This window comes from Streptomyces sp. Ag109_G2-15 (genome assembly GCF_900215565.1).
Taxonomy (GTDB): domain Bacteria; phylum Actinomycetota; class Actinomycetes; order Streptomycetales; family Streptomycetaceae; genus Streptomyces; species Streptomyces diastatochromogenes.
This window is the reverse complement of the sequence record NZ_OCNI01000001.1, coordinates 23199-49956: the sequence shown is the minus strand read 5'-3', so window position 1 is coordinate 49956 and position 26758 is coordinate 23199. Positions and strand designations below refer to the sequence as shown.

Below are 26758 nucleotides of genomic sequence, written 5' to 3'. Positions count from 1 at the left end.
CCACGCATTCCGAGTCTCCTCGTCGTCCCCCGGCGCCGGTCCGGTGCGCCGCGCGAGACCATGCTGCCAGCCCGGCGATCACCCGGCCTCCGGAATCCGCGCCGACGGCTGGATCCTGCCCTGGCGCACAGCCCGCCCGAATCGGCGGACTGGGGGCTGCCGACCACGCTGGTGGGGTCCCGGCTAGGGGGCGGTTAAGGGTAGGGGCTGGGGTGTGGAATGCGTACCGTAGTCGATACCCGGGGTGATTCAGTAGATCTCGGTGCGGTGAAGGCGAGTTCATTTCCCGCACCAGCATGTCTTTGACCGAGCAGTAGGCGCGCGACGTCTTCAAGGGTGAATTCGTTGCGCGCTGTCGGCTGCTCGCTGATCGAGGAGGGGGACAATGAGCTCTTTGGTCGAAGCTCTGCTCGGCGGCGCCGACACGGGCGAGCTGGAACGGCATGAGCTGCCCGCCGAATATCTGGCCGCACACCTGCGCGCGTCGGACGTCGGAAAATTCGGTGACACCGCGGACAAGGACGTCCGCGACACACTTCATGTCGGCCGGGTACCGATGCCGGAGATCGCGCCCGACGAGGTCGTCGTCGCGGTGATGGCCAGCTCGATCAACTACAACACGGTGTGGTCGGCCACGTTCGAGCCGGTGCCCACCTTCGAATTCCTGAAGCGATACGGCCGGCAGGGCGGCTACGCGGCCCGCCACGACCTGCCCCACCACGTCGTGGGTTCGGACGCGGCCGGGATCGTGGTCCGCGTCGGAGCGGGCGTGCGCCGCTGGCGCGTCGGTGACCACGTGGTGGTCAGCTGTGTCCAGGTCGACGAGCAGGAACCGGCGTCGCACGCCGACGCGATGCTCGGCACCGAACAGCGCATCTGGGGCTACGAGACCAACTTCGGCGGACTGGCCCACTTCGCCGTCGTGCGCGCCGGCCAGCTGCTGCCCAAGCCCGCCCACCTGACCTGGGAGGAGGCCGCCGGAGTCCTGCTCACCGCGGCGACCTCCTACCGCATGCTCGTCAGCGACAAGGGCGCGCGCATCAAGCAGGGCGACATCGTGCTGATCTGGGGCGCCACCGGCGGCCTGGGCGCGTACGCCGTGCAGATGGTGAAGAACGCCGGCGGCATCGCGGTGGGCGTGGTCAGTTCCGAGCGCAAGGCCGAGGTGCTGCGCCGGCTCGGCTGCGATGTGATCATCAACCGCAACGACATCGGCATGGGCCAGGACGCCGCCCCCACCCCGGAACGGACCATCGAACTGGGCAAGCGCCTCGGCCGGGAGATCCGGCGGCAGCTCGGCGAGGACCCGCACGTCGTGTTCGACTACATCGGCCGGGCGACATTCGGTATCTCCGTCTTCGTGGTGCGCAAGGGCGGAACCGTCGTCACTTGCGGCTCCAGCACCGGATACGACCACCATTTCGACAACCGGTATCTGTGGATGAACCTGAAGCGCATCGTGGGCAGCCACGCCGCGAATCTCCAGGAACAGGCCGAATGTAATCGTCTTTTCCAGCTCGGTCATCTGTCTCCGATCGTCTCCGAGGTTTTTCCGCTGCACGAGGTGGGCGAAGCGGCCCGACTGGTCCAGGAGAACAAGCACACCGGAAAGGTCGGCGTTCTCTGCCTCGCGCCCAGGGAAGGGCTCGGGGTCACGGACCCCGAGAAGCGGGCGCGTATCGGGGAAGCAAGGCTCAACCCCCTCCGGAACATCGGAGGAAATGTGGACTGGAATGCGTCCGCGGTGCTCGAAGGGGCTGTCTGACGTGACGGACTGCAATATAGGAATTCTCTCGACCGGCTCCTACCTGCCCAAGCGTGAAGTCGGCAACGACGAGGTCGCCGAGCGCGTCGGCGTCACCCCGGAGTGGATCGAACGGAAGACCCAGATACAGGCGCGGCGCTACGCCGCCCCGCACGAGGCGACGTCCGACCTGGCCATCCGTGCCGGCGCCGCCGCCATGGAGCAGGCCGGGCTGTCCGCGGACGAGATCGACTACATCATCGTCTCCACCTCGACGGGTGACTTTCCCCAGCCGCCGACGTCGTACCTCGTGCAGCACGGGCTGGGGGCCTACGGCGCCGCGTGCTTCGACGTGAACGTCGTGTGCAGCGGCTTCGTGTACGCGCTGGCCCTGGCCCGCAGCCTGGTCGCGCTCAACCCCGACCGCCGCGCGCTGGTCATCGGAGCCGACCTGTACTCCCGGATCCTCGACTTCGACGACCGCAGGACGGCCGTCCTGTTCGCAGACGGCGCCGGTGCGGCGATCGTCGGCGCGGTCCCCGCACCGTACGGCATCATCGACACCGCCCTGACCAGCCGCGGCGACGCCCACCAACTGATCCGCGTGGAGGCCGGCGGCAGCCGGAACCCGGCGACGGTGGAGACCGTCGCGGAAGGCGGCCACTTCTTCCGGATGGACGGCCGCGCCGTACGGGACTTCGTCGCCGACAACGTGCCCCGGGCACTGGTGGAACTGGCGGAGAGCGTCGGCGTGGAACTCGCCGACGTGCACCACTTCGTGCCGCACCAGGCCAACGGCGTGATGCTCAGCGAGGTGGTCGAGCGCGCGGGTCTCGTCAACGCCCACACCCACCGAACGCTGAGGAAGTACGGGAACGTGGGCAGCGCATCGGTACCGGTCGCCCTCGACGAGGCCAACCGCACCGGGGCGCTGTCCGCCGGAGATCTGGTGCTGCTCGCCGGGTTCGGCGGCGGCATGGCCATCGGTGCATCACTGCTGACTTGGGGGACCGGCGCATGACCACGTCCAGCGACACACTCACCACACCTGCGGACATCCACCCGGAGAGCCACCACGCCGCCCGCCCGGACGTCCCCCCGGGCATCCACCGGGTAGGGGTCGTCGGCAGCGGCATCATGGGGACGGGAATCGCCGAACTGTGCGCCAAGGCGGGCCTGGACGTCACCGTCGCGGTCTCCTCCGACGCCTCCCTGGTGTCCGGACCCCAGCGGCTTACCCGGTCCCTGGCACGCGGGGTCGCCAAGGGCAAGCTCACCGAGCGGGAACGCGACGACGCCCTGGGTCGAGTGTCCTTCACCAGGGACCTGGGCGAACTCGCCGACCGGCAGCTGGTGATCGAGGCGGTCAAAGAGAACGAGCAGCTCAAGCTGGACCTCTTCGCCGACCTCGACAAGATCGTCGAGGACCCGGACGCCATCCTCGCCTCGAACACGTCCTCCATCCCCATCGTGCGGCTCGCCGGCGCCACCAGCCGTCCGGGCCAGGTGCTCGGGATGCACTTCTTCAACCCCGTGCCCGTCCTGCCGCTGGTCGAACTGATCGACTCGGTGGTCACGGACAGCCGGGCCACCGCACGTGCCCTGACGTTCGTGTCGGACGTGCTCGGCAAGAAGCCGATCAGCTCGCCTGACCGAGCGGGCTTCGTGGTGAACGCCCTCCTCTTCCCCTACCTGCTCTCCGCCGTCCGGATGGTCGACTCCGGTCTCGCCACGGCCGAGGTCATCGACCAGGGCATGGTCGACGGCTGCTCGCACCCGATGGGACCGCTGCGCCTGGCCGACCTCATCGGCCTCGACACCACGGTCTCGATCGCCGAGGCGATGTACGAGGAGTTCAAGGAGCCGCTGTACGCGCCTCCGCCGCTGCTGCTCCGCATGGTCGAGGGCGGTCTGCTGGGCAAGAAGTCCGGCCGCGGTTTCTACGACTACGCCTGACCCGCGTACGCCCGACATCCGCGCGGGTACCGGGGTGCGCCCCGGCCCGCCGCCACGAGGTATCCCAGCACGTTCCTGCGCGCGATGGCCCTGCCGCGCGCGGTCGCCGAAAGGAAGAGCCACACCATGGCCACTGCATCCGTGTCCGGACGTCCGGAAGTCGACACGGTGCCGGGGGAACCCATCGCCGTCGTAGGAATGTCCTGCCGCTTCCCCGGAGCGCCCGGGGCGGAGGCGTACTGGCAGCTGCTGCACGCCGGTGAGAGCGCCGTGTCCGACCGGGTGCCCGACGGGCGGCCCGGCCTGCCCGGCGACGCGGTGACCAGGCCGGCCGGATTCCTGGACAGCGTCGACGCGTTCGACCCCGAGTTCTTCGGCATCACGCCCCGTGAGGCGGCGAGCGTCGACCCGCAGCAGCGGCTCATGCTCGAACTCGCCTGGGAAGCGCTGGAGAACGCGGGCATCGTCCCGGCCGCGATCAAGGGCACGCGGGCCGGTGTCTACCTCGGCGCGATCTGGGACGACTACGCCAGGCTCGTCCACCAGTACGGGGCCGAATCGGTCTCCCACCACACCATCACCGGCGTCAGCCGGAGCATCATCGCCAACCGCATCTCCTACCTCCTCGGCCTGCGCGGCCCCAGCCTGGTTGTGGACTCGGCCCAGTCGTCCTCGCTGGTCGCCGTCCAGCTCGCCTGCGAGAGTCTCCGCAAGGGCGACTGCGCGCTGGCACTGGCCGGCGGAGTCAGCCTGAACCTGGTGCCCGAGGGCTTCGTGGTGGCCGAGAAGTTCGGCGCCCTGTCACCCGAGGGCCGCACGTACACCTTCGACGACCGCGCCAACGGTTATGTGCGCGGTGAGGGTGGCGGCGTCGTCGTCCTGAAGACGCTGAGCCGGGCGCTCGCCGACGGCGACACCATCCACGGCCTCATCCGCGGCGGAGCCGTCAACAACGACGGGGGCGGCGACAACCTCACCGCCCCCAGCCGGGCCGCGCAGGAGGACGTGCTGCGCCGCGCCTACGACCAGGCCGGCGTCGCCCCCGAGGCCGTACGCTTCGTCGAACTGCACGGCACCGGCACCCCGCTCGGCGATCCCATCGAGGCGGCCGCGCTCGGCGCCGTGCTCGGTGCCGGCAGCGGACGGGCCGCCGACTCCCCTCTGCTTGTCGGCTCCGTCAAGCCCACCATCGGGCACCTGGAGGGCGCCGCCGGCATCGCGGGCCTGATCAAGGCGGTGCTCTGCCTACGGGAACGGACCCTCGTCCCCAGCCTCAACTTCCGCTCCGCCAACCCGTCCATCCCGCTCGACGAGCTGAGGCTGCGGGTCAACGACGGCCTCAGCCCGCTGGACACCCCGGACGGCGCCGCGGTGCTGGCCGGCGTCTCCTCCTTCGGCATGGGCGGTACCAACTGCCACCTCGTCCTCTCCGACTGGACCCCCGACTCGGAGAGCGCGCGGACACCGGACCGGTCCGCCCCCGCCCGCACCCCCGGGATGCCCACCCCCGTGCCGGTGTCCGGCCGGACCGCCGACGCACTGCGCGCCCAGGCGGGCGCGCTGCGCACCCACCTCGAGACCCACCCCGACCAGAGCCTCGGCGACGTCGCCCACTCGCTGGCGACCACACGCACCCACTTCGAGCACCGCGCCGTGCTGCTCGCCGCCGACCGGGACGAGGTGCTCACCGGGCTGTCCTCGCAAGCCTCCGGAGACACTCCCGCCGGAGCGGCGGCCGGTACGGTCCGGCCCGGCGAACTGGCCTTCCTCTTCACCGGACAGGGCAGCCAGCGGGCCGGCATGGGCCGCGCCCTGTACGACACCTACCCGGTCTTCGCCGCCGCCCTCGACGACGTCTGCGCCCTGCTCGACCAGCACCTCGACCGCTCCGTCCGGGACCTGATGTTCCTCGCGGAGGACTCCGAGGACGCCGGCCTGCTGCACCTCACCGGATACACGCAGGCCGCGCTGTTCGCGTACGAGACCGCCCTGTTCCGCCTGCTGGAGGACTGGGGTGTCACCCCCGACGTCGTCCTGGGCCACTCGGTCGGCGAACTGGCCGCGGCACACGCCGCCGGCGTCCTCTCCCTCCCGGACGCCTGCGCTCTCGTCGCGGCCCGCGGCAGACTGATGCAGCAACTGCCGTCCGGCGGCGCGATGGTGTCCGTCCAGGCCTCGGAGCAGGAGATCCTGCCCACCCTTGCCGGACGGGAGGACCAGGTCTCCGTCGCAGCGGTCAACGGCCCGCTGTCCACCGTGCTCGCCGGTGACGAGGACGCCGTGCTGGCCGTCGCCGAGCAGTGGCGCGAGCGGGGGCGCAAGACCAAGCGACTGCGTGTCAGCCACGCCTTCCACTCGCCGCGCATGGACCCGATGCTCGACGCCTTCCGCGAGGTCGCGTCCGGACTCGCCTACGAGCCCCCGCGCATCCCCGTGGTGTCCAACCTCACCGGGCGTCTCGTCTCCGCGCAGGAGATCAGCACCCCCGACTACTGGGTGCGCCACGCCCGGGAGGCCGTCCGCTTCCACGACGGCATGCGCGCGCTCGAGGAAAGGGGTGTGCGCTCCTTCCTGGAGGTGGGACCGGACGCGGTGCTCGCGGCGATGGGCCGCGACTGCGTGTCCGTGGAGCACGAGGAGGAGACCGCCTTCCTGCCGACGGCGCGGCACGGCCGGCCGGAGGTCCCCGCGCTGCTCGGCGCGCTCGCCGAACTGCACGTCCGCGGTGCCACCGTGGACTGGCACCGCACGACGGCCGGCCGGGGCCGCCGCGTCCCCCTGCCCACGTACGCCTTCCAGCGCCGCTCCTACTGGCTGCAGGCCCCGGAGCGTACGGGTGCCGACGTCAGCTCGGCGGGACTCGCCCCGATCGACCACCCGCTGCTCGGCGCGGTCGTACCACGCGCCGAGGCCGGAGAACTCATCCTGACCGGGCGGCTGTCCGCGCAGGCCCAGCCCTGGCTCGGCGACCACCGTGTGCACGACGAGATCGTGGTGCCCGCCGGTGTCTTCGTGGAACTGGCCCTGCAGACGGGTGCCGAGACGGGCGCCGCACACATCGAGGAACTGACGCTGGAGTCACCGCTGGTTCTGCCCGCGGACGGCGGGGCGCGGTTCCAGGTCGGCGTCGGAGCGCCGGACGCCGAGGGGCGGCGCGCGTTCTCCGTGCACTCCCGGCCCCAGGACACCGACACGGACGTCTCCTGGACGCGGCATGCCGCCGGCGCCCTCGTCCCGGCCCGTCCCGAAATCCCGTCCGACCTGAGCATCTGGCCTCCCGCCGGGGCCGCACCGGTCGCCGCCGACGAGCACGAGACGCCCCTCGTCCCGGCCTTCGCGACCCTGCGGGCGGCCTGGACCCTGGGCGAGGAACTCTTCGCCGAGGTGGCCCTCGACGCCGAACACCGCGACGGGGCCGCCCGCTTCGCCGTGCACCCCGGCCTGCTGGACGCCGCCCTGTACGCGCTCGCCGCGAACCGGGCGTCCTCCGCCGGCACCGATCCCACCGCGGTGTGGCTGCCCACCGAGTGGAAGGGCATCGCCGTGCACGCGGCCGGAGCGGAGACCCTGCGGGTCCGGATCACCCCCGCCGCCGGAGCAGCCCGGACCGGTGCGGCCGGTCCCTTCTCGCTCACCGTGGCCGACGGCGCGGGACTGCCGCTCGCCACGGTCGACGCCGTCACCCTGGCCCCCCTGTCCGAGGAAGCGGTACGCCGTGCGGCCGGAACACCCGCTCAGGAGGCACTCTTCCAGATCGGCTGGACCCGCCTGGCGCTCACCGCGGGGGACGCGCGGTCCGGCCGGTGGGCCGTGGCGGGAGACGCCGACCTCGGCCTGGCCACCGCCCTCACCACCGCCGACGCGGGAGTGGTGGTCCACCCGGACATGACCGCGCTGATCGAGGCGGCCGGTTCCGTCACCCCCGAGGCGGTCCTCGTACAGTGCCCCACGCCGGCGGTCGCCGGCCCGGCCGATGCGGTCGCCGAAGCCGTTCGCACCGCCGTCGGGGACACCCTCGCCCGGGTGCGGTCCTGGCTGGAGGACGACCGGCTCGCCGGCTCCCGGCTGGTGCTCGTCACCCGCGGGGCCGTGGCCACCGGCACGGCGGGCGACGACCCCGACCTGGTGGGCGCCGCGCTGTGGGGCCTGCTACGGTCCGTGCGCGCCGAGTACCCCGGCCGGATCGGCCTGCTGGACCTGGGCCGCGAGCGGGAGTCACTGCGCTCGCTGCCCGCCGCGCTCGCCTCCGGGGAACCCGAACTCGCCCTGCGCAACGGCTCCGTCCTGGTTCCCCGGCTGCAACGGTCGCGGATCCCGGCCGGCCCGGCTCCCGCGTGGGAGTCCGGCGGTACGGTGCTGATCACCGGCGGCACCGGCGGGCTCGGCTCCCTGGTGGCCCGTCACCTGGCCGCCGAACAGGGCGTGCGCCATCTGCTCCTGGTCAGCCGCGGCGGTTCCGACGCCGAGGGCGCCGTCGAACTCGCCGCCGACCTGCGGGCGTCCGGCGTGCACGTGACCGTCGAGGCCTGTGACGTCGCCGACCGGGACGCCCTGGCCGCACTGCTCGCCGGCATCCCCGACGAGCATCCGCTGACCGCCGTCGTGCACGCGGCCGCGGTCCTGGACGACAGCGTCGTCGCCACGCTGACCCCGGAGCAGATCGAGCGGGTGCTGCGGCCCAAGGTGGACGCGGCAGTGAACCTGCACGAGCTGACGAAGCATCAGAAACTTTCCGACTTCGTCCTGTTCTCCTCCGTGATCGGCACGGTCGGCAACGGCGGCCAGGCCGCCTACGCGGCGGCCAACGCCTTCCTCGACGGTCTCGCCCACCGGCGCAGGGCCCAAGGGCTGCCCGCCCTCTCGCTCGCCTGGGGACCGTGGGACCACGAGGAGGGGCTGATCCGGGGCCTCGACGACGCCGACCGGGCCCGGCTCCGCCGCCTCGGCCTGCAGCCGCTCGGCGTGGACGAAGGGCTCGCCGCGCTCGGCACGGCCCGCGCGGTGGACGCGCCCGTCGTCGTCCCCGCCCGCTTCGACCGCGCCGCCCTGCGCACCAGGGCGGCCGAGGAGGAACTGCCCGGCGCCCTGCGCGGCCTGGTCGCCCTGCCCAGGCGCCGGGCCTCCGCCGCGCAGCCGCACCCCGTGACCGGCACGCCCGCCACCGGCCTCGCCCAGCGCATCGCGGACCTGTCCGGGGACGCCGCCGAGCGGCTGGTGGACGAGGTCGTCCGCACCCAGGTCGCCGCCGTCATGGGCTACTCCTCCGCGGACGCCGTCGACGCCTCCCGTACGTTCAAGGACCTCGGCTTCGACTCCCTCACGGGCGTGGAGCTGCGCAACAAGCTGAGCGCGGCGGCCGGAGTCCGGCTGCCGGCCACGCTCGTCTTCGACCACCCCACGACCGCGGCCGTCGTCGGCTACCTGCGCTCCGAACTCCTGCACGAGCGGCGAAGTCCCCTCGTGCCGCAGACCCCGGCCACCGTCGCCGCGGACGACGACCCCGTCGTCATCGTGGGGATGGGGTGCCGGTATCCGGGTGGTGTGGGGTCGCCGGAGGATCTGTGGCGGTTGGTGGTGTCGGGCGGGGACGCGATCTCGGGGTTCCCGGTGGATCGTGGTTGGGATCTGGAGGGGTTGTACGACCCGGAGGGGGAGCGTGCGGGGACGTCGTACACGCGTGAGGGTGGGTTCCTTCACGAGGCGGCGGAGTTCGACGCGGAGTTCTTCGGTATCTCGCCGCGTGAGGCGCTGGCGATGGATCCGCAGCAGCGGTTGCTGCTGGAGGTGTCCTGGGAGGCGTTGGAGCGCGCGGGCCTGGACCCGGTCTCGTTGCGCGGCACCCACACCGGCGTCTACGCCGGAACGTTCATGTTCCGTGACGACACCGCGGAACCAGGAGGCGCCGAGGGCCAGCGGATGACCGGCAGCGCGGCCAGCGTGCTGTCGGGCCGCGTGTCCTACACCCTCGGCCTGGAGGGCCCCGCGCTGACGGTGGATACGGCGTGCTCGTCGTCGTTGGTGGCGTTGGACATGGCGGTGCAGGCGTTGCGGCGGGGTGAGTGCACGCTGGCGTTGGCGGGCGGTGTGACGGTGATGTCGACGCCGGGCACGTTCGTGGAGTTCAGCCGGCAGAAGGGGCTTTCCGCGGACGGGCGGTGCAAGGCGTTCGCGGCGTCGGCCGATGGTACGGGTTGGGCCGAGGGTGTGGGCGTGCTGGTGGTGGAGCGGTTGTCGGATGCGCGGCGGCTGGGTCATCGGGTGCTGGCGGTGGTGCGGGGCAGTGCGGTCAACCAGGACGGTGCGTCCAATGGTCTGACCGCGCCGAACGGTCCGTCGCAGCAGCGGGTGATCCAGCGGGCTCTGGCGGGTGCCGGGTTGGCCACGCATGAGGTGGACGCGGTCGAGGCGCACGGTACGGGTACGCGGCTGGGTGATCCGATCGAGGCGCAGGCGCTGCTGGCCACCTACGGCCAGGGCCGTGAGGGCGAACCGCTGTATCTGGGGTCGATCAAGTCGAACATGGGGCACACGCAGGCTGCGGCCGGTGTCGGTGGTGTGATCAAGATGGTGATGGCGATGCGGCACGGTGTGCTGCCGCGCACCCTGCACGTGGACGAGCCGTCCCCGTTCGTGGACTGGGAGTCGGGTGCGGTGGAACTGCTCACCGAGCAGCGGCAGTGGCCCGACACCGGCCGCCCCCGCCGTTCCGCGGTCTCCTCCTTCGGTATCAGCGGCACCAACGCGCATGTCGTCCTCGAACAGGCTCCCGCCGAGGACCCGGCCGACACCGACACCGACACCGGCCGCACGCCCGTCACGACGCCTGTGCTGCTGTCCGCCAAGTCGCCCCAGGCACTGGCAGAACAGGCCCGCCGGCTCCGCGCACACCTGGAGACGGCCGACGAGGTGGACCTGCCGGACCTCGCCTACTCGCTGGCCACCACCCGGACGGCATTCGACCACCGCGCGGCGCTCTTCGCCGACAACCGCCGGGAACTGCTGGAGGCCCTGGACGCGCTGACCGCGGGCAGCCCGTCCGCCCGGCTCCTCACCGGCGCGCCGGCGAGCGGCAGGACCGCCTTCCTGTTCACCGGACAGGGCAGCCAGCGGCCCGGAATGGGACGCGAACTGTACGACGCCTTCCCGGTGTTCGCCGAGACCCTCGACGCCGTGTGCGCCGAACTCGACCGGCACGTGGGGCGCTCGGTACGGGACGTGATCTTCGCGGACCCCGAGGAGTGGGAGGGGCCGCTGCTGCACCAGACGGTGTTCACGCAGACCGGCCTGTTCGCCCTCGAAGTGGCCCTGTTCCGGCTGGCCGAGAGCCTCGGACTGCACGCCGACTACGTGGCCGGTCACTCGATCGGTGAACTCGTGGCCGCCCACGTGTCGGGCGTGCTGTCCCTCGCCGACGCGGCGGCGCTGGTCGCGGCCCGCGGCAAGCTGATGCAGGCCCTGCCGCAGGACGGCGCCATGGTCTCTGTCCTCGCACCCGAGGACGAGGTCGCGGCGCTGCTGGCGGGGCGCGAGCACGAGGTGGCGATCGCCGCCGTCAACGGGCCCGCCTCCGTGGTGATCTCCGGCAACACAGTGGCCGCGCTCGCCGTCGCCAAGGAACTGGAGAGCCGGGGCCGCAAGACCCGGCGGCTCAACGTCAGCCACGCCTTCCACTCACCCCGCATGGACCCCATGCTGGACGAGTTCCGTGCCGTGGCCGAACGGCTCGCCTTCGCGCCGCCGGTCATCCCCATCGTGTCCAACGTGACCGGCGGGCTCCTGACGGCCGAGGAGGTCTGCTCACCGGAGTACTGGGTCCGGCACGTGCGCGAGGCCGTCCGGTTCCACGACGGAATACGTACGCTCCAGAGCGCCGGCGTCACGACGTTCGTGGAACTCGGCCCGGACGGCGTGCTGTCGGCCATGGGCCGGGACTGCGTCGTGGACGCGGAGGGCACGGAACCGGAATTCGTCCCCCTGCTGCGCAAGGACCGCACGGACACCCTGGCGGTCGCCCACGGGCTGGCACGGCTGCACGTCAGGCACCTGAGCCCGTCCTGGGACGCGCTGTTCGACGGCTCCGGCGCCCACCGGGTCGAGCTGCCCACCTACGCCTTCCAGCGCAAGCACTACTGGGCCAAGCCCACGGCCCGCACCGCCGACGTCGGCGACGCGGGGCTGTCCCCGGCCGATCACCCGCTGCTCGGCGCGACGCTGACCCGGGCCGACACCGACGAGACCGTCCTCACCGGCCGGCTCTCCCTGCGGACCCACCCCTGGCTGGCCGATCACGCCGTGCTGGGCCGGGTACTGCTGCCGGGCACCGCCTTCGTGGACATGGCGCTGCGCGCCGGCGCCGAGGGCGATGCCGGGGAACTGGAGGAACTCACCCTCGAAGCACCCCTGGTCCTGCCCGAGACCGGCTCCGTGCGGCTGCAGGTTGCGGTCGGAGCACCGGACGAGTCGGGACGCCGTTCCGTCACCATTCACTCCCGCCCCGAGGGCGGAGCCTTCGAGGAGCTGTGGACCCGGCACGCCGGCGGCACGCTGGCACCCGAGCAGGCGCCCGCCGGCTTCGACCTGGTGGTGTGGCCGCCGCGCGACGCGCAGCCGGTGGACCTGACCGGCCGCTACGACGACCTCGCCGGCCAGGGCTTCGACTACGGGCCGGCGTTCCAGGGACTGCGGGCCGTCTGGCGCCGGGGCAACGAGGTCTTCGCCGAACTCGCCCTGCCCGACGACCAGAAGGAACAGGCGTCCGCCTTCGGGCTGCACCCGGCCCTGCTGGACTCGGCTCTGCACGCCATCGAGCTGGGGGTGCTGCCGGGCACCGGCGAACCACGACTGCCGTTCGTGTGGAGCGGGGTGCGCCACCACGCCCTGGGCGCGGCGGCGGCACGGGCACGGCTGACCCCCGCCGGCTCCGGGGCGGTGACCATCGAGGTCACCGACGCGGCGGGCATGCCGGTCGCCACGGTCGAGTCGCTCGCGGTGCGGGCCGTGTCCGCCGAGCAGCTGGGCGCGGCCGGCGGGCGCAGCCATGAGGCGTTGTTCCGGCCTTCCTGGGTGGCGGTGAACGCCGGCACCGAGACGCCGGCCCGGCCCTGGACCGTCCTGGGCGACGACCCGCTGGAGCTGCCCGGCGCCGAACGGTTCACCGATCTGGCGGCACTGAGCGCCGCCGTCGCCGCCGGAGCCCCGGTTCCCGGCCTGGTGGTGGCGCCGCTGACGACACGGGCCCACTCCGTACGCGAGGCCGTGCACCGCGCCCTGACACTGGCGCGGGACTGGCTCACCGATGAGCGGCTCGCCGCGTCCCGGCTGGCCGTGGTGACCCGGCGGGCGGTCGCCGCCGCCCCGGACGAGGACGTGCTCGACCTTCCGCACGCCGCCGTATGGGGTCTGCTGCGCACGGCGCAGACCGAGAACCCGGACCGGATCGTGCTGGTGGACCTGGACACCGCCGACGCCGGCACCGACGCCGAGCAGGCGATCGGCAAGGCGCTGGCCGCGCACGAGCAGCAGGTCGCGGTCCGGGCCGGAACCCCGCGCACCCTCCGGCTGGAGCGGGCCGTGGTCCCGGCCGACGCCTCGGCGCCCTGGGACCCGGACGGAACGGTGCTGATCACCGGTGCCACCGGAGCGCTGGGCGGCATGCTGGCCCGCCACCTCGTCACCGACCACGGTGTGCGGCACCTGCTGCTGACGAGCCGCCGGGGCCCGGCGGCCGACGGCGCGGCCGAACTCCAGGCCGGCCTCACGGCCCTGGGCGCCGAGGTGACTGTCGCGGCCTGTGACGTCGCCGACCGGGACGCCCTGGCCGCACTGCTCGCCGGCATCCCCGACGAGCATCCGCTGACCGCGGTGGTGCACGCGGCCGGCGTGCTCGACGACGGCGTCCTGGAGTCGCTGACCCCTGAGCGGATCGACCGGGTCCTGCGGCCCAAGGCCGACGCCGCCTGGAATCTGCACGAGGCGACCCGCGACCTGCGGCTGTCCGCGTTCGTCCTCTACTCCTCCATCCAGGGACTCGCCGGCGGCGCGGGCCAGGCCAACTACGCGGCGGCCAACACCTTCCTCGACGCCCTGGCACAGCACCGTAGGGCCCTGGGGCTGCCGGCCACCTCGCTCGCCTGGGGACCCTGGGCGGAAGGCGGCATGGCGGCCGAACTCACGGAGGCCGACCGCAACCGGTTCGCGAAGACCGGCATGGTCGCGATCACCTCGGCTCAGGGCATGGAACTGTTCGACGCCGCACTCGGGACGGACGCGGCCGCGCTGGTGCCGCTGCCGCTCGACACGACGGCGCTCAGGGCGCTCGGCGCCGACGCGCCGCCCCTGCTGCGCGGCCTGGTCCGGGCGCCGGGCCGCCGCGCCGCGTCCGCCGGCCCGGCCACCGGGCAGGCCCCCTCCGGGCCGACCCTCGCCGAGCGGCTGACGGCGCTCACGGCGGACGAGCAGCAGCAGGTCCTGCTGGACCTCGTGTGCGCCGAGATCGCGGCGACGCTGGACTACGGCGCATCGGACACGGTCGACGCCACGCGCGGATTCAAGGAACTGGGTCTGGACTCGCTGACCGCCGTGGAGCTGCGCAACCGACTCGGCAAGGCGACCGGGCTGCGGCTGTCCGCGACCCTCGTCTTCGACTACCCGACCCCCGAGGCCGTCGCCGGACACCTGCTGACGGTGCTCGCCCCCGAGCCGTCGACGGCAGCCGCCGACACACCCGACGAGACCGAGATCCGCCGCGTGCTCGCCTCCGTCCCGGTGGACAGCCTCCGGCAGGCGGGCCTGCTCGACGGACTGCTCCGGCTCGCCCACGACGTCGACGCCCAGGCCGGCGAGCGGAGCGGTGGCTCCGACGAGCCGGAGGACGGTGCCGACCTCATCGACGACATGGATGTCGACGCCCTCATTCGCATGGTCCGCGCCAGTTCCGAGACCTGATAGTGCTGAACGGAGAAATGATGACGAACACGGCATCCGACACTGTGGTCGAAGCGCTGCGAGACTCGCTCAAGGAGAACGCCAGACTGCGCCGCAAGAACCAGGAACTGGCCGCCGCCGGCCAGGAACCCATCGCCATCGTGGGGATGGGGTGCCGGTATCCGGGTGGTGTGGGGTCGCCGGAGGATCTGTGGCGGTTGGTGGTGTCGGGCGGGGATGCGATCTCGGGGTTCCCGGTGGATCGTGGTTGGGATCTGGAGGGGTTGTACGACCCGGAGGGGGAGCGTGCGGGGACGTCGTACACGCGTGAGGGTGGGTTCCTTCACGAGGCGGCGGAGTTCGACGCGGAGTTCTTCGGTATCTCGCCGCGTGAGGCGTTGGCGATGGATCCGCAGCAGCGGTTGCTGCTGGAGGTGTCCTGGGAGGCGTTGGAGCGCGCGGGCCTGGACCCGGTCTCGTTGCGCGGCAGCCACACCGGCGTCTACGCCGGGCAGATGTACCACGACTACGGCCCCCAGCTGCACCACCCGGTGGAAGGCGTCGAGGGCTACCGGCTGACCGGCGGGCTGGGCAGCGTGCTGTCGGGCCGGGTCTCCTACGCCTTCGGTTTCGAGGGTCCGGCGGTCACGGTGGATACGGCGTGCTCGTCGTCGTTGGTGGCGTTGGACATGGCGGTGCAGGCGTTGCGGCGGGGTGAGTGCACGCTGGCGTTGGCGGGCGGTGTGACGGTGATGTCGACGCCGGGCACGTTCGTGGAGTTCAGCCGGCAGAAGGGGCTTTCCGCGGACGGGCGGTGCAAGGCGTTCGCGGCGTCGGCCGATGGTACGGGTTGGGCCGAGGGTGTGGGCGTGCTGGTGGTGGAGCGGTTGTCGGATGCGCGGCGGCTGGGTCATCGGGTGCTGGCGGTGGTGCGGGGCAGTGCGGTCAACCAGGACGGTGCGTCCAATGGTCTGACCGCGCCGAACGGTCCGTCGCAGCAGCGGGTGATCCAGCGGGCTCTGGCGGGTGCCGGGTTGGCGGTGCATGAGGTGGACGCGGTCGAGGCGCACGGTACGGGTACGCGGCTGGGTGATCCGATCGAGGCGCAGGCGCTGCTGGCCACCTACGGCCAGGGCCGGGAGGGCGAACCGCTGTATCTGGGGTCGATCAAGTCGAACATGGGGCACACGCAGGCCGCGGCCGGTGTCGGTGGTGTGATCAAGATGGTGATGGCGATGCGGCACGGTGTGCTGCCGCGCACCCTGCACGTGGACGAGCCGTCCCCGTTCGTGGACTGGGAGTCGGGTGCGGTGGAACTGCTCACCGAGCAGCGGCAGTGGCCCGACACCGGCCGCCCCCGCCGCTCCGCGGTCTCCTCCTTCGGCATCAGCGGCACCAACGCGCATGTCGTCCTCGAACAGGCTCCCGCCGAGGACCCGGCCGACACCGACACCGACACCGGCACCGGCCCGGCGGTGCTGCCTCTGCTGCTGTCCGCCAGGAACACCGAAGCGCTCACCGCCCAGGCCGGGCAGCTGCGCGAACACGTCACCACGCCCGCTGCCGGCGCCCTGATGCCGGACGTCGCGTTCAGCCTCGCCGCGCGCTCGGTGTTCGACCACCGCGCCGTGGTGCTCGGTTCCGACGAGGCGGAACTGCGGGACGGCCTCGCCGCACTGGCCGAAGGACGCCCCGCTCCAGGAGTCGTCACGGGCGTCGCCGGCCGGAGCGGCAAGGTGGCCTTCCTGTTCACCGGACAGGGCAGCCAGCGACCGGGAATGGGACGCGAACTGTACGACGCGTACCCGGCGTTCGCCCAAGCCCTCGACGCCGTCTGCGACGCCTTGGACAGCCACCTCGCCCGCCCGCTGCGCGAGATCATGTTCGCCGAGGACGGCACGGAGAACGCCGGACTGCTGAACCAGACCGTCCACACCCAGGCGGCGCTGTTCGCCCTCGAGGTGGCACTGTTCCGCCTGCTGGAGTCCTGGGGGCTGCGCCCGGACTTCCTGATGGGCCACTCGGTCGGCGAACTCGCCGCCGCGCACGTCGCCGGGGTGCTCTCCCTGGACCACGCCGCCGCCCTGGTGGCCGCCCGCGGCAGCCTGATGCAGGCCCTGCCCGCGGGAGGTGCCATGGTGTCGGTGCTGGCCACCGAGGACGAGGTGACCGGCCTGCTGAAGGGCCACGAGGCCGAGGTGTCCGTCGCCGCCGTCAACGGCCCCGCGTCCGTGGTGATCTCCGGCGACGAGGACACGGTGCTGCGGATCACCGCCGAACTCGACGCCGCCGGCGTCAAGACGCGCCGGCTGAACGTCAGCCACGCCTTCCACTCGCCCCACATGGCCCCCATGCTGGACGAGTTCCGCGCGACCGCCGGAAAGCTGGAGTTCTCCCGGCCGGTCACACCGATCGTCTCCAACGTGACCGGCCGCGTCCTCACCGCCGACGAGGCCCGCTCCGCGGACTACTGGGCCGACCACATCCGCCGGGCGGTGCGCTTCCACGACGGCATACGGACCCTGCACGCCGAAGGGGTGGAGACCTACGTCGAGCTGGGACCGGACGCCGTACTCACCGCCATGGCGCAGGACTGCCTGAGCGGGACCGGAGACACCGAGCCGCTGCTGCTCGCCACCCAGCGACGCGGCAGGCCGCAGGCCCGCACGCTCACCACCGCGGTGGCCGAGGCCCACGCGAACGGAGCCGTCCGGGCGAACTGGCCGGCGCTGTTCGCCGGTTCCGGCGCCCGGCGGGTGGAACTGCCCACCTACCCCTTCCAGCGGCACCGGTACTGGCTGGAGACGCCTGCCCCGCAGGCCGACGGCGACGGCGGCCAGGACGAGCAGTTCTGGACCGCGGTCCGGGAGCGCGACCTCGCGGCGCTGGAGGACCTGCTCGGCACCGACAGCTCCGGCGCACTCGCGGAGCTGCTGCCGGCGCTCGCCTCATGGCGTGAGGACAGCGCCCGGCGCTCCGTCACCGGCTCCTGGCGGTACCGGGCCGCCTGGTGGCCCGCCGGCGTGCCCGTCGAGGGAACGCTCACCGGCACCTGGCTGGTCGTCGTACCCGCGGCACTCTCCGGGTCCGACCTGATCGCCTCGGCCGAGGCGACACTGGCCGGACGGGGCGCCCAGGTGCTCCGGGTGACCGTCGACCCGGCGCGAACCGACCGGGACACGCTCGCGCGGCAGCTCGCCGAGGCCGCCGGCGACACACCCGCTGAAGGCGTTCTGTCGCTGCTCGCGCTGGACACCGCCCCCCACGGCGACCACCCCACGGTGACCCGGGGCATCCTCGCCAGCCTGCTGCTGATCCAGGCGGTCACCGAGACGGCCGAGCCGCCCCGGCTCTGGCTCCTCACCCAGGGCGCGGTCGGGACGGGAGGATCGGACACGCTCGACGACCCCGCCCAGGCGGCGGTGTGGGCCCTGCACCGGACCGCGGCACTCGAACACCCGCAGCTCCAGGGCGGCGTGGTCGACCTGCCGGCCGTCGCGGACGACAGCGCGCTACGCCGCCTGACGGCCGTGCTCGCCGAGCCCGCCGGCGAGGACCAGCTGGCCATCCGGCCCGCCGGTACGCTCGTGCGCCGACTGGTACGCGCCGCGACGGGAAGGCCGGGCGGCGACACGTACCAGCCACGCGGCACCGTGCTGGTCACCGAGGGCACCTGGGGGATGGGCGCGCGGGTCGCGCGCCGGCTCGCCGCCCTCGGCGCCCGGCATCTGCTGCTCACCCACTCCCCGGGCGCCGAGGGCCCGGGCCTGCCGGAAACCCTGGAGGAACTCTCCGCGGCGGGCGCGCAGGCGACCGTGGTCCCCTGCGACCTCGCCGACCGGGCCGCCGTGGCCGCACTGCTGGACGGCATCCCGGCGGAGCAGCCGCTGACCGCCGTGTTCCACACCGCCGGCGACCCGCGCACCGCCGCGCTGGCCGAGACGGACCCGGCGGAGTTCGCCGCCACGGTGAGCGCCGTCGCCGCGGGCGCGGCCCATCTGCACGACCTCGTGGATGCCGGGACCCTGGACGCCTTCGTCCTGTTCTCGTCGATCGCCGGCGTGTGGGGGAGCGGCGGCCAGGGCGCGTACGGCGCGGCCAACGCCTACCTCGACGCGCTCGCCGAGCACCGCCGGGACAGCGGCCGGACCGCGACCGCGCTCGCCTGGGGCCTGTGGGCGGACACCCCGTCCACCGCCGCAGAGGCGCCGGACCCGGCCGCCGAGCAGCTCCGCCGGGAACAGCTCCGCCGCCGCGGACTCGCCGGCATGGCACCCGACCTCGCTCTCGACGCCATGGCCGAGAGCATCGGACAGGCCGAAGCGGCCTACGTCATCGCCGACGTGGACTGGGAGCTGTTCGCCCCGGCCTTCACCGCCGTCCGGCCCAGCCCGCTGATCAGCGGACTGCCCGAGGTCGACCAGGCGCTGAGCCAGGCGGAGGGCGAGAGCGGGGCCCGCACCTCCGAGGCCGCGGACACACTGCTGCAGTCCCTGGCCGGGCTGCCCGAACCGGAACAGGAACGTCTGCTGACCGACCTGGTCCGCACGGAGATCGCCGCCGTCCTGGGGCACTCCGGTCCCGAGGCGGTCCCCGCCACCCGAGCCCTGAAGGACCTGGGACTCGATTCCCTGGCCGCGGTGTCGCTGCGCAACAGGCTGGGCGTGGTGACCGGGCTGCGGCTCCCCGCCACGCTCGTCTTCGACCATCCCAACCCGGCCGCGGTGGCCGCCTTCCTGCGCGCCGAGATCGCGCCGGCGGAGGCGGGCACCCCCGTCGACCAGGAGCTGGACAAGCTGCAGTCCCTGATCACCGCGCACTCCGGCGACCAGACCGTGCGGGAGCGGATCGGCGCCCGCCTCCAGTCCCTCCTGGCGGAGCTGACCGGCCAGGACGCGGAGGTCGCCGCCGTCGCGGCGCAGCTGGAGGAGGCCTCCGACGAGGACATCTTCGCCTTCATCGACAGCGAGCTCGGCACCCCCTGACCCGGCGGCACGGCAGGACACCTGCCAGACATCAGCGAGGATCGAATGAACGCCACATCTGACGAGAAAAAGCTCCGGGAATACCTCAAGCGCGTGACCGTCGAGCTGACGGAGTCGCGCCGCCGCCTGAAGGAGTCCGAGGACAAGCGCCGCGAACCCCTCGCGATCGTGGGGATGAGCTGCCGCTACCCGGGCGGCGTGCGGTCCCCCGAGGACCTGTGGAACGTGGTCGCGTCCGGGGCCGACGTGATCGCGGGCTTCCCCACCGACCGCGGATGGGACGAGAACGTCTACGACCCCGATCCGGACCGGACCGGCCGGACCGTCACCCGGCAGGGCGGATTCCTGTACGAGGCGGCGGAGTTCGACGCGGAGTTCTTCGGTATCTCGCCGCGTGAGGCGCTGGCGATGGACCCGCAGCAGCGGCTCTTCCTGGAAGTCGCCTGGGAGGCGGTGGAACGGGCGGGCATCGACCCCCTCACCCTGCGCGGCAGCCGCACCGGCGTCTACGCCGGCTGCGTCACCGACGACTACCAGCTCACGCTCCAGCAGGCCCCCGGCGAGATCGAGGGCTACAAGATGACGGGCGCCGCACGCAGTGTGCTGTCGGGCCGGGTCTCCTACACCCTGGGCCTGGAGGGCCCGGCCGTGACGGTGGACACGGCCTGCTCCTCCTCGCTGGTGGCGCTCGACCTGGCGGCGCAGGCCCTGCGCCGGGACGACTGCTCCATGGCGCTGGTGGGCGGTGTGACGATCCTCGCCACACCGACCGAGTTCGTGAACTTCAGCCGCCAGCGGGGCTTCTCCCCGGACGGGCGGTGCAAGGCGTTCGCGGCGTCGGCCGATGGTACGGGTTGGGCCGAGGGTGTGGGCGTGCTGGTGGTGGAGCGGTTGTCGGATGCGCGGCGGCTGGGTCATCGGGTGCTGGCGGTGGTGCGGGGCAGTGCGGTCAACCAGGACGGTGCGTCCAATGGTCTGACCGCGCCGAACGGTCCGTCGCAGCAGCGGGTGATCCAGCGGGCTCTGGCGGGTGCCGGGTTGGCGGTGCATGAGGTGGACGCGGTCGAGGCGCACGGTACGGGTACGCGGCTGGGTGATCCGATCGAGGCGCAGGCGCTGCTGGCCACCTACGGCCAGGGCCGTGAGGGCGAACCGCTGTATCTGGGGTCGATCAAGTCGAACATCGGCCACACCCTGGGCGCCGCCGGCATGGCCGGCGTCATCAAGATGGTGATGGCGATGCGGCACGGTGTGCTGCCGCGCACCCTGCACGTGGACGAGCCGTCCCCGTTCGTGGACTGGGAGTCGGGTGCGGTGGAACTGCTCACCGAGCAGCGGCAGTGGCCCGACACCGGCCGCCCCCGCCGCTCCGCCGTGTCCGCGTTCGGAATGAGCGGGACCAACGCGCATGTCGTCCTAGAACAGGCCCCCGCCGAAGACCCCGCCGCGGCACAGGAGCAGCGGACCGGGGGAAGCCCACCGGCCGAGCTGCCGATCCTGGTCTCGGCGCGCAGCCGGGACGCCCTGAAGGCCCAGGCCGCCCGGCTCGCCGCCCACCTGTCCGCGCACCCCGGGGACGACCTCGCCGACATCGGTCATTCCCTCGTCACGACCCGCGCGATGCTCGACCACCGGGCCGTCGTCATCGGCGGCGACCGCGACTCCGTGACGGCCGGTCTGACGGCCCTCGCGACCGGCGAGAACCGCGCCGAGGTGGTCAGCGGGACCGCGCGGGACCACGGCCGGACGGTCTTCGTCTTCCCGGGCCAGGGCTCCCAGTGGGCCGGCATGGCCCTCGGACTCCTCGACAGCGCACCCGTCTTCGCGGACCGTCTGCGCGAGTGCGCGAGGGCCGTAGGCGCCCACGTCGACTGGGACGTGGAGGACGTCCTGCGCGAGCGGGAGGGCGCCCCCTCACTGGACCGCATCGAGGTGGTCCAGCCGGTGCTGTTCTCGGTGATGGTGTCCTTGGCCGAACTGTGGCGCTCCCACGGTGTGGAGCCGGACGCGGTCGTCGGCCACTCCCAGGGCGAGATAGCGGCGGCCGTCGTCTCCGGGGCCCTGACCCTCGAGGACGCGGCCCGGCTCATCGTCCTTCGCTCGCAGCTCTTCGCCGACGAACTCGTCGGCCGGGGCGCGGTGGCCTCGGTCGGAGCCTCGCGGGCCGAAGTGGAGCCGCGGCTCCAGCCCTACGGCGACGCACTGTCGATCGCCGGCATCAACAGTCCGAGCCTGGTCACGGTGGCGGGCGAACCCGAGGCCCTGGAGGAGCTGGTCGCCACCCTCACCGCGGAGGGCGTACGGGCCCGGGTCATCCCCGCCACGGTCGCCTCGCACTGCTCCCAGGTCGACCGCCTCCGGGACCGTATCGCCGAACTGCTGGACTTCGTACGCCCCCGGGCCGGTCGCGTCCCGCTGTACTCCACGGTCACCGGGGAGGTGCTGGACGGCTCCGAACTGACCGCCGACTACTGGTTCGAGAACTGCCGGCGCCCCGTCAGCTTCGAACCGGTGGTCCGCAAGCTCCTCTCCGACGGGTTCGACGTCTTCGTCGAGTCGAGCGCCCACCCGGTGCTCGCACTCGGTGTGGAGGAGACCGCCGAGGGCACCGAGGCCGAGGCCACCGTCATCGGGACACTGCGCCGGGACCACGGCGGCCTGGAGCGCTTCTATGCCTCGCTCGCCGAACTGCACGTACGCGGCGTCCCCGTCGACTGGACCGGCGTCTTCGCCGGCAGCACGGCCCGCCGGGTGGAGCTGCCGACGTACGCGTTCCAGCGCCGCCGGTACTGGGTGGAAGCCGCTGCGGAACAGCACCCCGCCTCCGCCGACGCCGTAGAGGCCGCGTTCTGGGAGACCGTGCAACGAGAGGACCTGGAGTCCCTCGCCGTCACGCTCGGCGTGGACACGGGACCGCTCGGCGCGGTGCTGCCCGCCCTCGCGTCCTGGTGGCGGGACAACCGCCTGGACGCGGAGCTGGACTCCCTGCGCTACAAGGCCGTCTGGCAGCCCGTCGGCGACCCCCTGCCGACGGCGCTCGCCGGCACCTGGCTGGTCGCGGTACCCGCCGGCGCCGCGGACACGCCGCTCGTCCGGGCCGTCGTCCGGGCACTGGAGGACGGCGGGGCCCGCCCCCGCACCGTCGTCGTCGAACCCGGCACCGACCGCGCGGACCTCGCCACCCGGCTGCGCGAGGAGACCGGCGACGAGCAGCCCGCCGGCGTGCTGTCCCTGCTGCCGCTGGACGGCACGGCCGACGAGCCGCACCCCGCGCTGCCGCACGGCTTGGCCGGCACCCTGCTGCTCCTGCAGGCCGTGTCCGACGCGGGCTTCGACCGCCGCGTGTGGTCGGTGACCCGCGGGGCCGTCGCCACCGGCACCGCCGACCGCGTCGAGGACCCCGTGCAGGCCCAGGTATGGGGGCTGGGCGAGGTCGCGCTGCTGGAGGTGCCCCACCTGTGGGCCGGTGTCGTCGACCTGCCGGAGGCACCCGCGGAGCGGGACCTGGGCCGACTGACCGCGGTCCTGGCCGGAGCGGGGGAGGAGAGCCGGCTGGCGCTGCGGCCGTACGGGCTCTTCGCCCGCAGGCTGGTGCGTGCCCCGCGGGGCGGTGACGGCACCGCCTCCGCCGGCCTGCCGACACGGGGCACCGTCCTGATCACCGCGGGCACCCACGGACCTGGCGCGCACCTGGCCCGCCGGCTCGCCGAGGCCGGGGCCGAACACCTGCTGCTCACCGTGGCGCCGGAGGCCCCCTCCGACGCCACGGAGCACCTCGTCGCCGAACTCCACGCCTCGGGCACCCGGGTGACCGTGTCGACCGCCGACCCGGCCGACCGCGACGCCCTGGTCGGCCTGCTGGCGCACCTGGCGGACGAGGCGCCGCTCACCGCCGTCTTCCACACCGCGGGCCTGCTGGAGGAAGAGGCGCTCGGCACGCTCACCCCCGCCCGGCTGGAGGCCGTACTGCGCACCAAGGCGCTCGGCGCGCGTCATCTCCACGAGCTGACGCGCACCCTGGACCTGTCGGCGTTCGTCCTGTTCTCCTCGGTCACCACCGCCCTCGGCGGCGGTCTCGGACTCGCCGGCTACGCGGCGGCCAACGCCTACCTGGACGCGCTGGCCGAGCACCGCAGGGCGCACGGTCTGCCCGCGACCTCGCTGGCCTGGGGCGTGTGGGACGAGGAACCCGCCGAGTCCGAGGCGGCGGCCGCCGCGCAGACCCGGCGCGAACGGCTGACCCGGCGCGGACTGCCGCCGATCGACCCGCAGCGGGCCCTCACCGCGCTGCGCCAGGCACTCGACGAGGACGCCTCGGCCCTGGTCCTCGCCGACGTCGACTGGAACACCTATCTGCGGGTGCTGGCCGCGGGAGGCCCCGGGCCGCTGCTCGGCGGCATTCCCGAGGTCAGGCGGGCGCTGCAAGGCGCGGGTTCCGCGGACGCGGACCGCGCCACGGCGACGGTCCTGGTGAAGCTGCGGGAGGCGAGCCCGGCCGAGCGTCTCACGCTGCTGCTCGACGTGGTGCGGACCGAGATCGCCGACCTCCTCGGACACGACGACCCCCAGGCCGTCGACGCCCACCGGGACTTCCTCGAACTCGGCATGGACTCCGTGGGCGCCGTCGCCCTGCGCAACCGCCTGGACGCCGTACTGCAGCGCAAGCTGCCCGCCCGGGTCATCCTGGACCGGCGCACCCCGGACGCCCTGGCCCGCTTCCTGCGGGACGAACTCGACCGGGACGGCGCCCCGACGGGTACGGTGGACGACCTGGCGGCGCAGTACGTGCGCGCCGCCGCCGAAGGCCGGGCCGACACGCTGCACGACCGGATCGCCGAGGCGGCGAGCGGCCGTCCGTCCTTCGAGGTCCCCGAGCCCGCCGACGTCCCCGACCCGGTGGCCGTCGCCACCGGTAGCCGGCAGCCCTCGCTGATCTGCTTCCCCACCGTCCTCGCCACCTCCGGCCCGCACCAGTTCGCTCGGTTCGCCGCCACCTTCGGCGGTGACCGGGACGTCTCGGCGCTCTCGCTGCCCGGCTTCGTGGAGGGCACACGCCTGCCGGCGACCCTCGACGCGATCACCGGCGCGGCGGCCGAAGCGGTGATGCGCCGCGCGGACGGCGCCCCGTTCGCCCTCGTCGGCTACTCGTCCGGCGGTCTCCTCGCCCACGCGGTCACCGCGCGGCTGGAGGCCGAGGGCGTCTTTCCCGAGGCGCTGATCCTCCTCGACACCTTCCTGCCCGACAGCGAAGCGCTCACGGAGATCGGCCCCGCGCTGATGGCGGGCATGGCGGAGCGACTTGGGGAGTTCGCGCCCCTGAGCACCGACCGCATCACCGCCATGGGCCGCTACCTGGATCTCCTCTCCGGCCGGCAGCCGGCCGACGTCAAGGCGCCCGTCCTGCTCGTGCGGCCCGCCGAGCCCGTGCCCGGTGCCCCCCGGCCGCTCGACGGCGGCGGGCAGTCCACCTGGCAGTGGCGCCACGACGCCGTCGAGGTGCCGGGCGACCACTTCTCGATGATCGAGGAGCACGCCACGACCACCGCGCGGACCGTCCACACATGGCTCGACAGCACGTCCCCCGCAGTGTCCGCGACCACCACCTCGGCAAAGGAGAAGTCGGCATGAAACGGAGCCCCGTCCTGATCGTGGGCGCGGGACCGGTCGGGCTGGCCGTCGCGAGCGCGCTGTGGCAGCGCGGCATCGAGGCGCGCATCGTGGAGGCCCAGACCGAGCCGCACACCGGCTCCCGGGCCGTTCAGCTCCACCCGCCCACCCTGCGTGTCTTCCGGGAGGCCGGCATCCTCGACGAGGCCGAGCGGGAGGGACTGCGGATCCGCTCCACCAGCTACCACCTGGCCGGCGGCCGCACCCTGCGCGTGGCGCTCGGCACGGAGAACGAGCCCCTGATGCTCCCCCAGGAGAACACCAGCCGGCTGCTGGAGGCCGCTCTGGAACGGGCCGGTGGCCGGGTGGAGCGATCCGTCCGCGTCACCGACGTGGCCACCACCGCGGGTGTCATCACCGTGAAGGCCGAGACCCCGCACGGCCCGGAGGCGATCGAGGCCGACTGGCTCGTCGCCGCCGACGGAGTGCGGAGCATCGTCCGGGAGAAGCTGGGCATCGACTTCGTCGGCTCCCCGGTGTCCACGGGTTTCCTGCTCGCCGAGGGCAGGATCGACGGCGCGTTCGAACGGGACGCGGTGCACTACTTCCTGGGCCGTACGGGCTCGGTCGTCTTCGCCGCCATGCCCGGTGACCGCATCCGGGTCTCCGGCGCGGTCCCGGACAGCCATCCGGTCACCGCCGAGGGCGTGCAGCAGCTCCTCGACGAACGCGGCCCGGGCGGCATCACGATCGAGGACCTCGACATGGTCAACCGGTTCACCAGCCAGGAGCGGATCGCCTCGGTCCTGAACACCGAGCGCTGCTTCCTGGTGGGAGATGCGGCCCACACGCACTCACCCCTCGGCGGGCAGGGCCTCAATCTCGGGCTCCAGGACGCCCACAACCTGGCGTGGAAGCTGGCGGGTGTCATCAACGGGGAGCTGCATCCGCGGATTCTCGACACCTACGAGCCCGAGCGGCGCCAGGCCGCCGAGCAGATCGTCCGTGCCACCCACCAGTTCCTGAAGGTCTTCACACTCGGCCCCGCGGCGGCCCGGGTACGCAACAGGGCGTGGAGCGCCCTCGAGGCAACGGGCCTGCTCCGCCGCTGGTTCGTGCCGCTGCTGGCCGGGTGGCGGGTCCACTACCCGGACACGCTGTCCGAGCGGCCGCCGCACGGAGAACGGAAGGCGGACCTGCTCGCGGCCGCCCGGCCGGGCCGACTGCCCGAGCCCGGTCGGCGGGCTCCGCACTGGGTGCCGCCCGCCGCGGTGGACGGTCCCCCCGGATTCCGGCTGCTGACGCTGGGTCCGGCCGACGGCGGAGCGGACCGGCGCGGCCGGGCGTTCGCCGGAGCGTCACCCGTGCCGCTCCGCCACGACCACATGGTTCGGCGATCATCGGGGTTCCTGCTCCTGCGGCCCGACGGCTACGTCGCCGCCTCGGGCACCAGCCCCGCCGAACTCGCCGATGCCGGGCGCCTGCTGGCCCGCATCGCGCTGCCACACCCGTCCACGACCTCAGGCCGCGAAGGAGCGTAGCG

The 26758-nt window shown here is 73.2% G+C and carries 6 protein-coding genes and 1 pseudogene; all 7 read left to right on the top strand.

What is annotated here, in order from left to right; genetic code table 11:
• Positions 1-385: 385 nt before the first annotated feature.
• The 7 genes and pseudogenes from ccrA to CRP49_RS00095 all read left to right on the top strand — a co-directional run bounded on the left by ccrA (position 386) and on the right by CRP49_RS00095 (position 26756).
• Positions 386-1765 carry a crotonyl-CoA carboxylase/reductase gene (gene ccrA, locus CRP49_RS00125; RefSeq protein ID WP_097251566.1) on the top strand — a complete coding sequence of 460 codons (1380 nt, stop codon included), beginning with the start codon at positions 386-388 and terminating at the stop codon, positions 1763-1765.
• 1 nt (position 1766) lies between these two features.
• Positions 1767-2765 (top strand): 3-oxoacyl-ACP synthase III family protein, encoded by a 999-nt coding sequence (locus CRP49_RS00120; protein ID WP_257033283.1) that lies wholly within the window; start codon positions 1767-1769, stop codon positions 2763-2765.
• Positions 2762-3700: a 3-hydroxybutyryl-CoA dehydrogenase gene (locus CRP49_RS00115; RefSeq protein ID WP_097251564.1), complete on the top strand. Its 939-nt coding sequence runs from the start codon at positions 2762-2764 to the stop codon at positions 3698-3700. Before CRP49_RS00120 ends, CRP49_RS00115 begins: the two co-directional genes overlap by 4 nt.
• A 126-nt stretch (positions 3701-3826) precedes the next feature.
• The gene (locus CRP49_RS00110) at positions 3827-14644 is read left to right on the top strand and encodes a type I polyketide synthase (RefSeq protein WP_179851446.1); all 10818 of its coding nucleotides are present in this window, start codon (positions 3827-3829) and stop codon (positions 14642-14644) included.
• A gap of 2 nt (positions 14645-14646) precedes the next feature.
• Positions 14647-19608, top strand: coding sequence for a type I polyketide synthase (locus tag CRP49_RS00105; RefSeq protein WP_373560317.1), 4962 nt, complete (start codon positions 14647-14649; stop codon positions 19606-19608).
• A 54-nt stretch (positions 19609-19662) separates the two neighbouring features.
• Positions 19663-25236 (top strand): annotated as a pseudogene (locus CRP49_RS00100) (type I polyketide synthase); the annotation flags it as partial.
• Positions 25233-26756 (top strand): FAD-dependent monooxygenase, encoded by a 1524-nt coding sequence (locus tag CRP49_RS00095; protein ID WP_097251560.1) that lies wholly within the window; start codon positions 25233-25235, stop codon positions 26754-26756. The pseudogene CRP49_RS00100 and the gene CRP49_RS00095, both read left to right, overlap by 4 nt.
• The last annotated feature ends 2 nt before the right edge of the window (positions 26757-26758 follow it).

Bases quoted from the DNA above. Each gene is read 5' to 3' on its own strand.
- ccrA (WP_097251566.1), top strand. From the start codon at position 386: ATGAGCTCTTTGGTCGAAGCTCTGCTCGGCGGCGCCGACACGGGCGAG.
- CRP49_RS00115 (WP_097251564.1), top strand. From the start codon at position 2,762: ATGACCACGTCCAGCGACACACTCACCACACCTGCGGACATCCACCCG.
- CRP49_RS00110 (WP_179851446.1), top strand. From the start codon at position 3,827: ATGGCCACTGCATCCGTGTCCGGACGTCCGGAAGTCGACACGGTGCCG.
- CRP49_RS00095 (WP_097251560.1), top strand. From the start codon at position 25,233: ATGAAACGGAGCCCCGTCCTGATCGTGGGCGCGGGACCGGTCGGGCTG.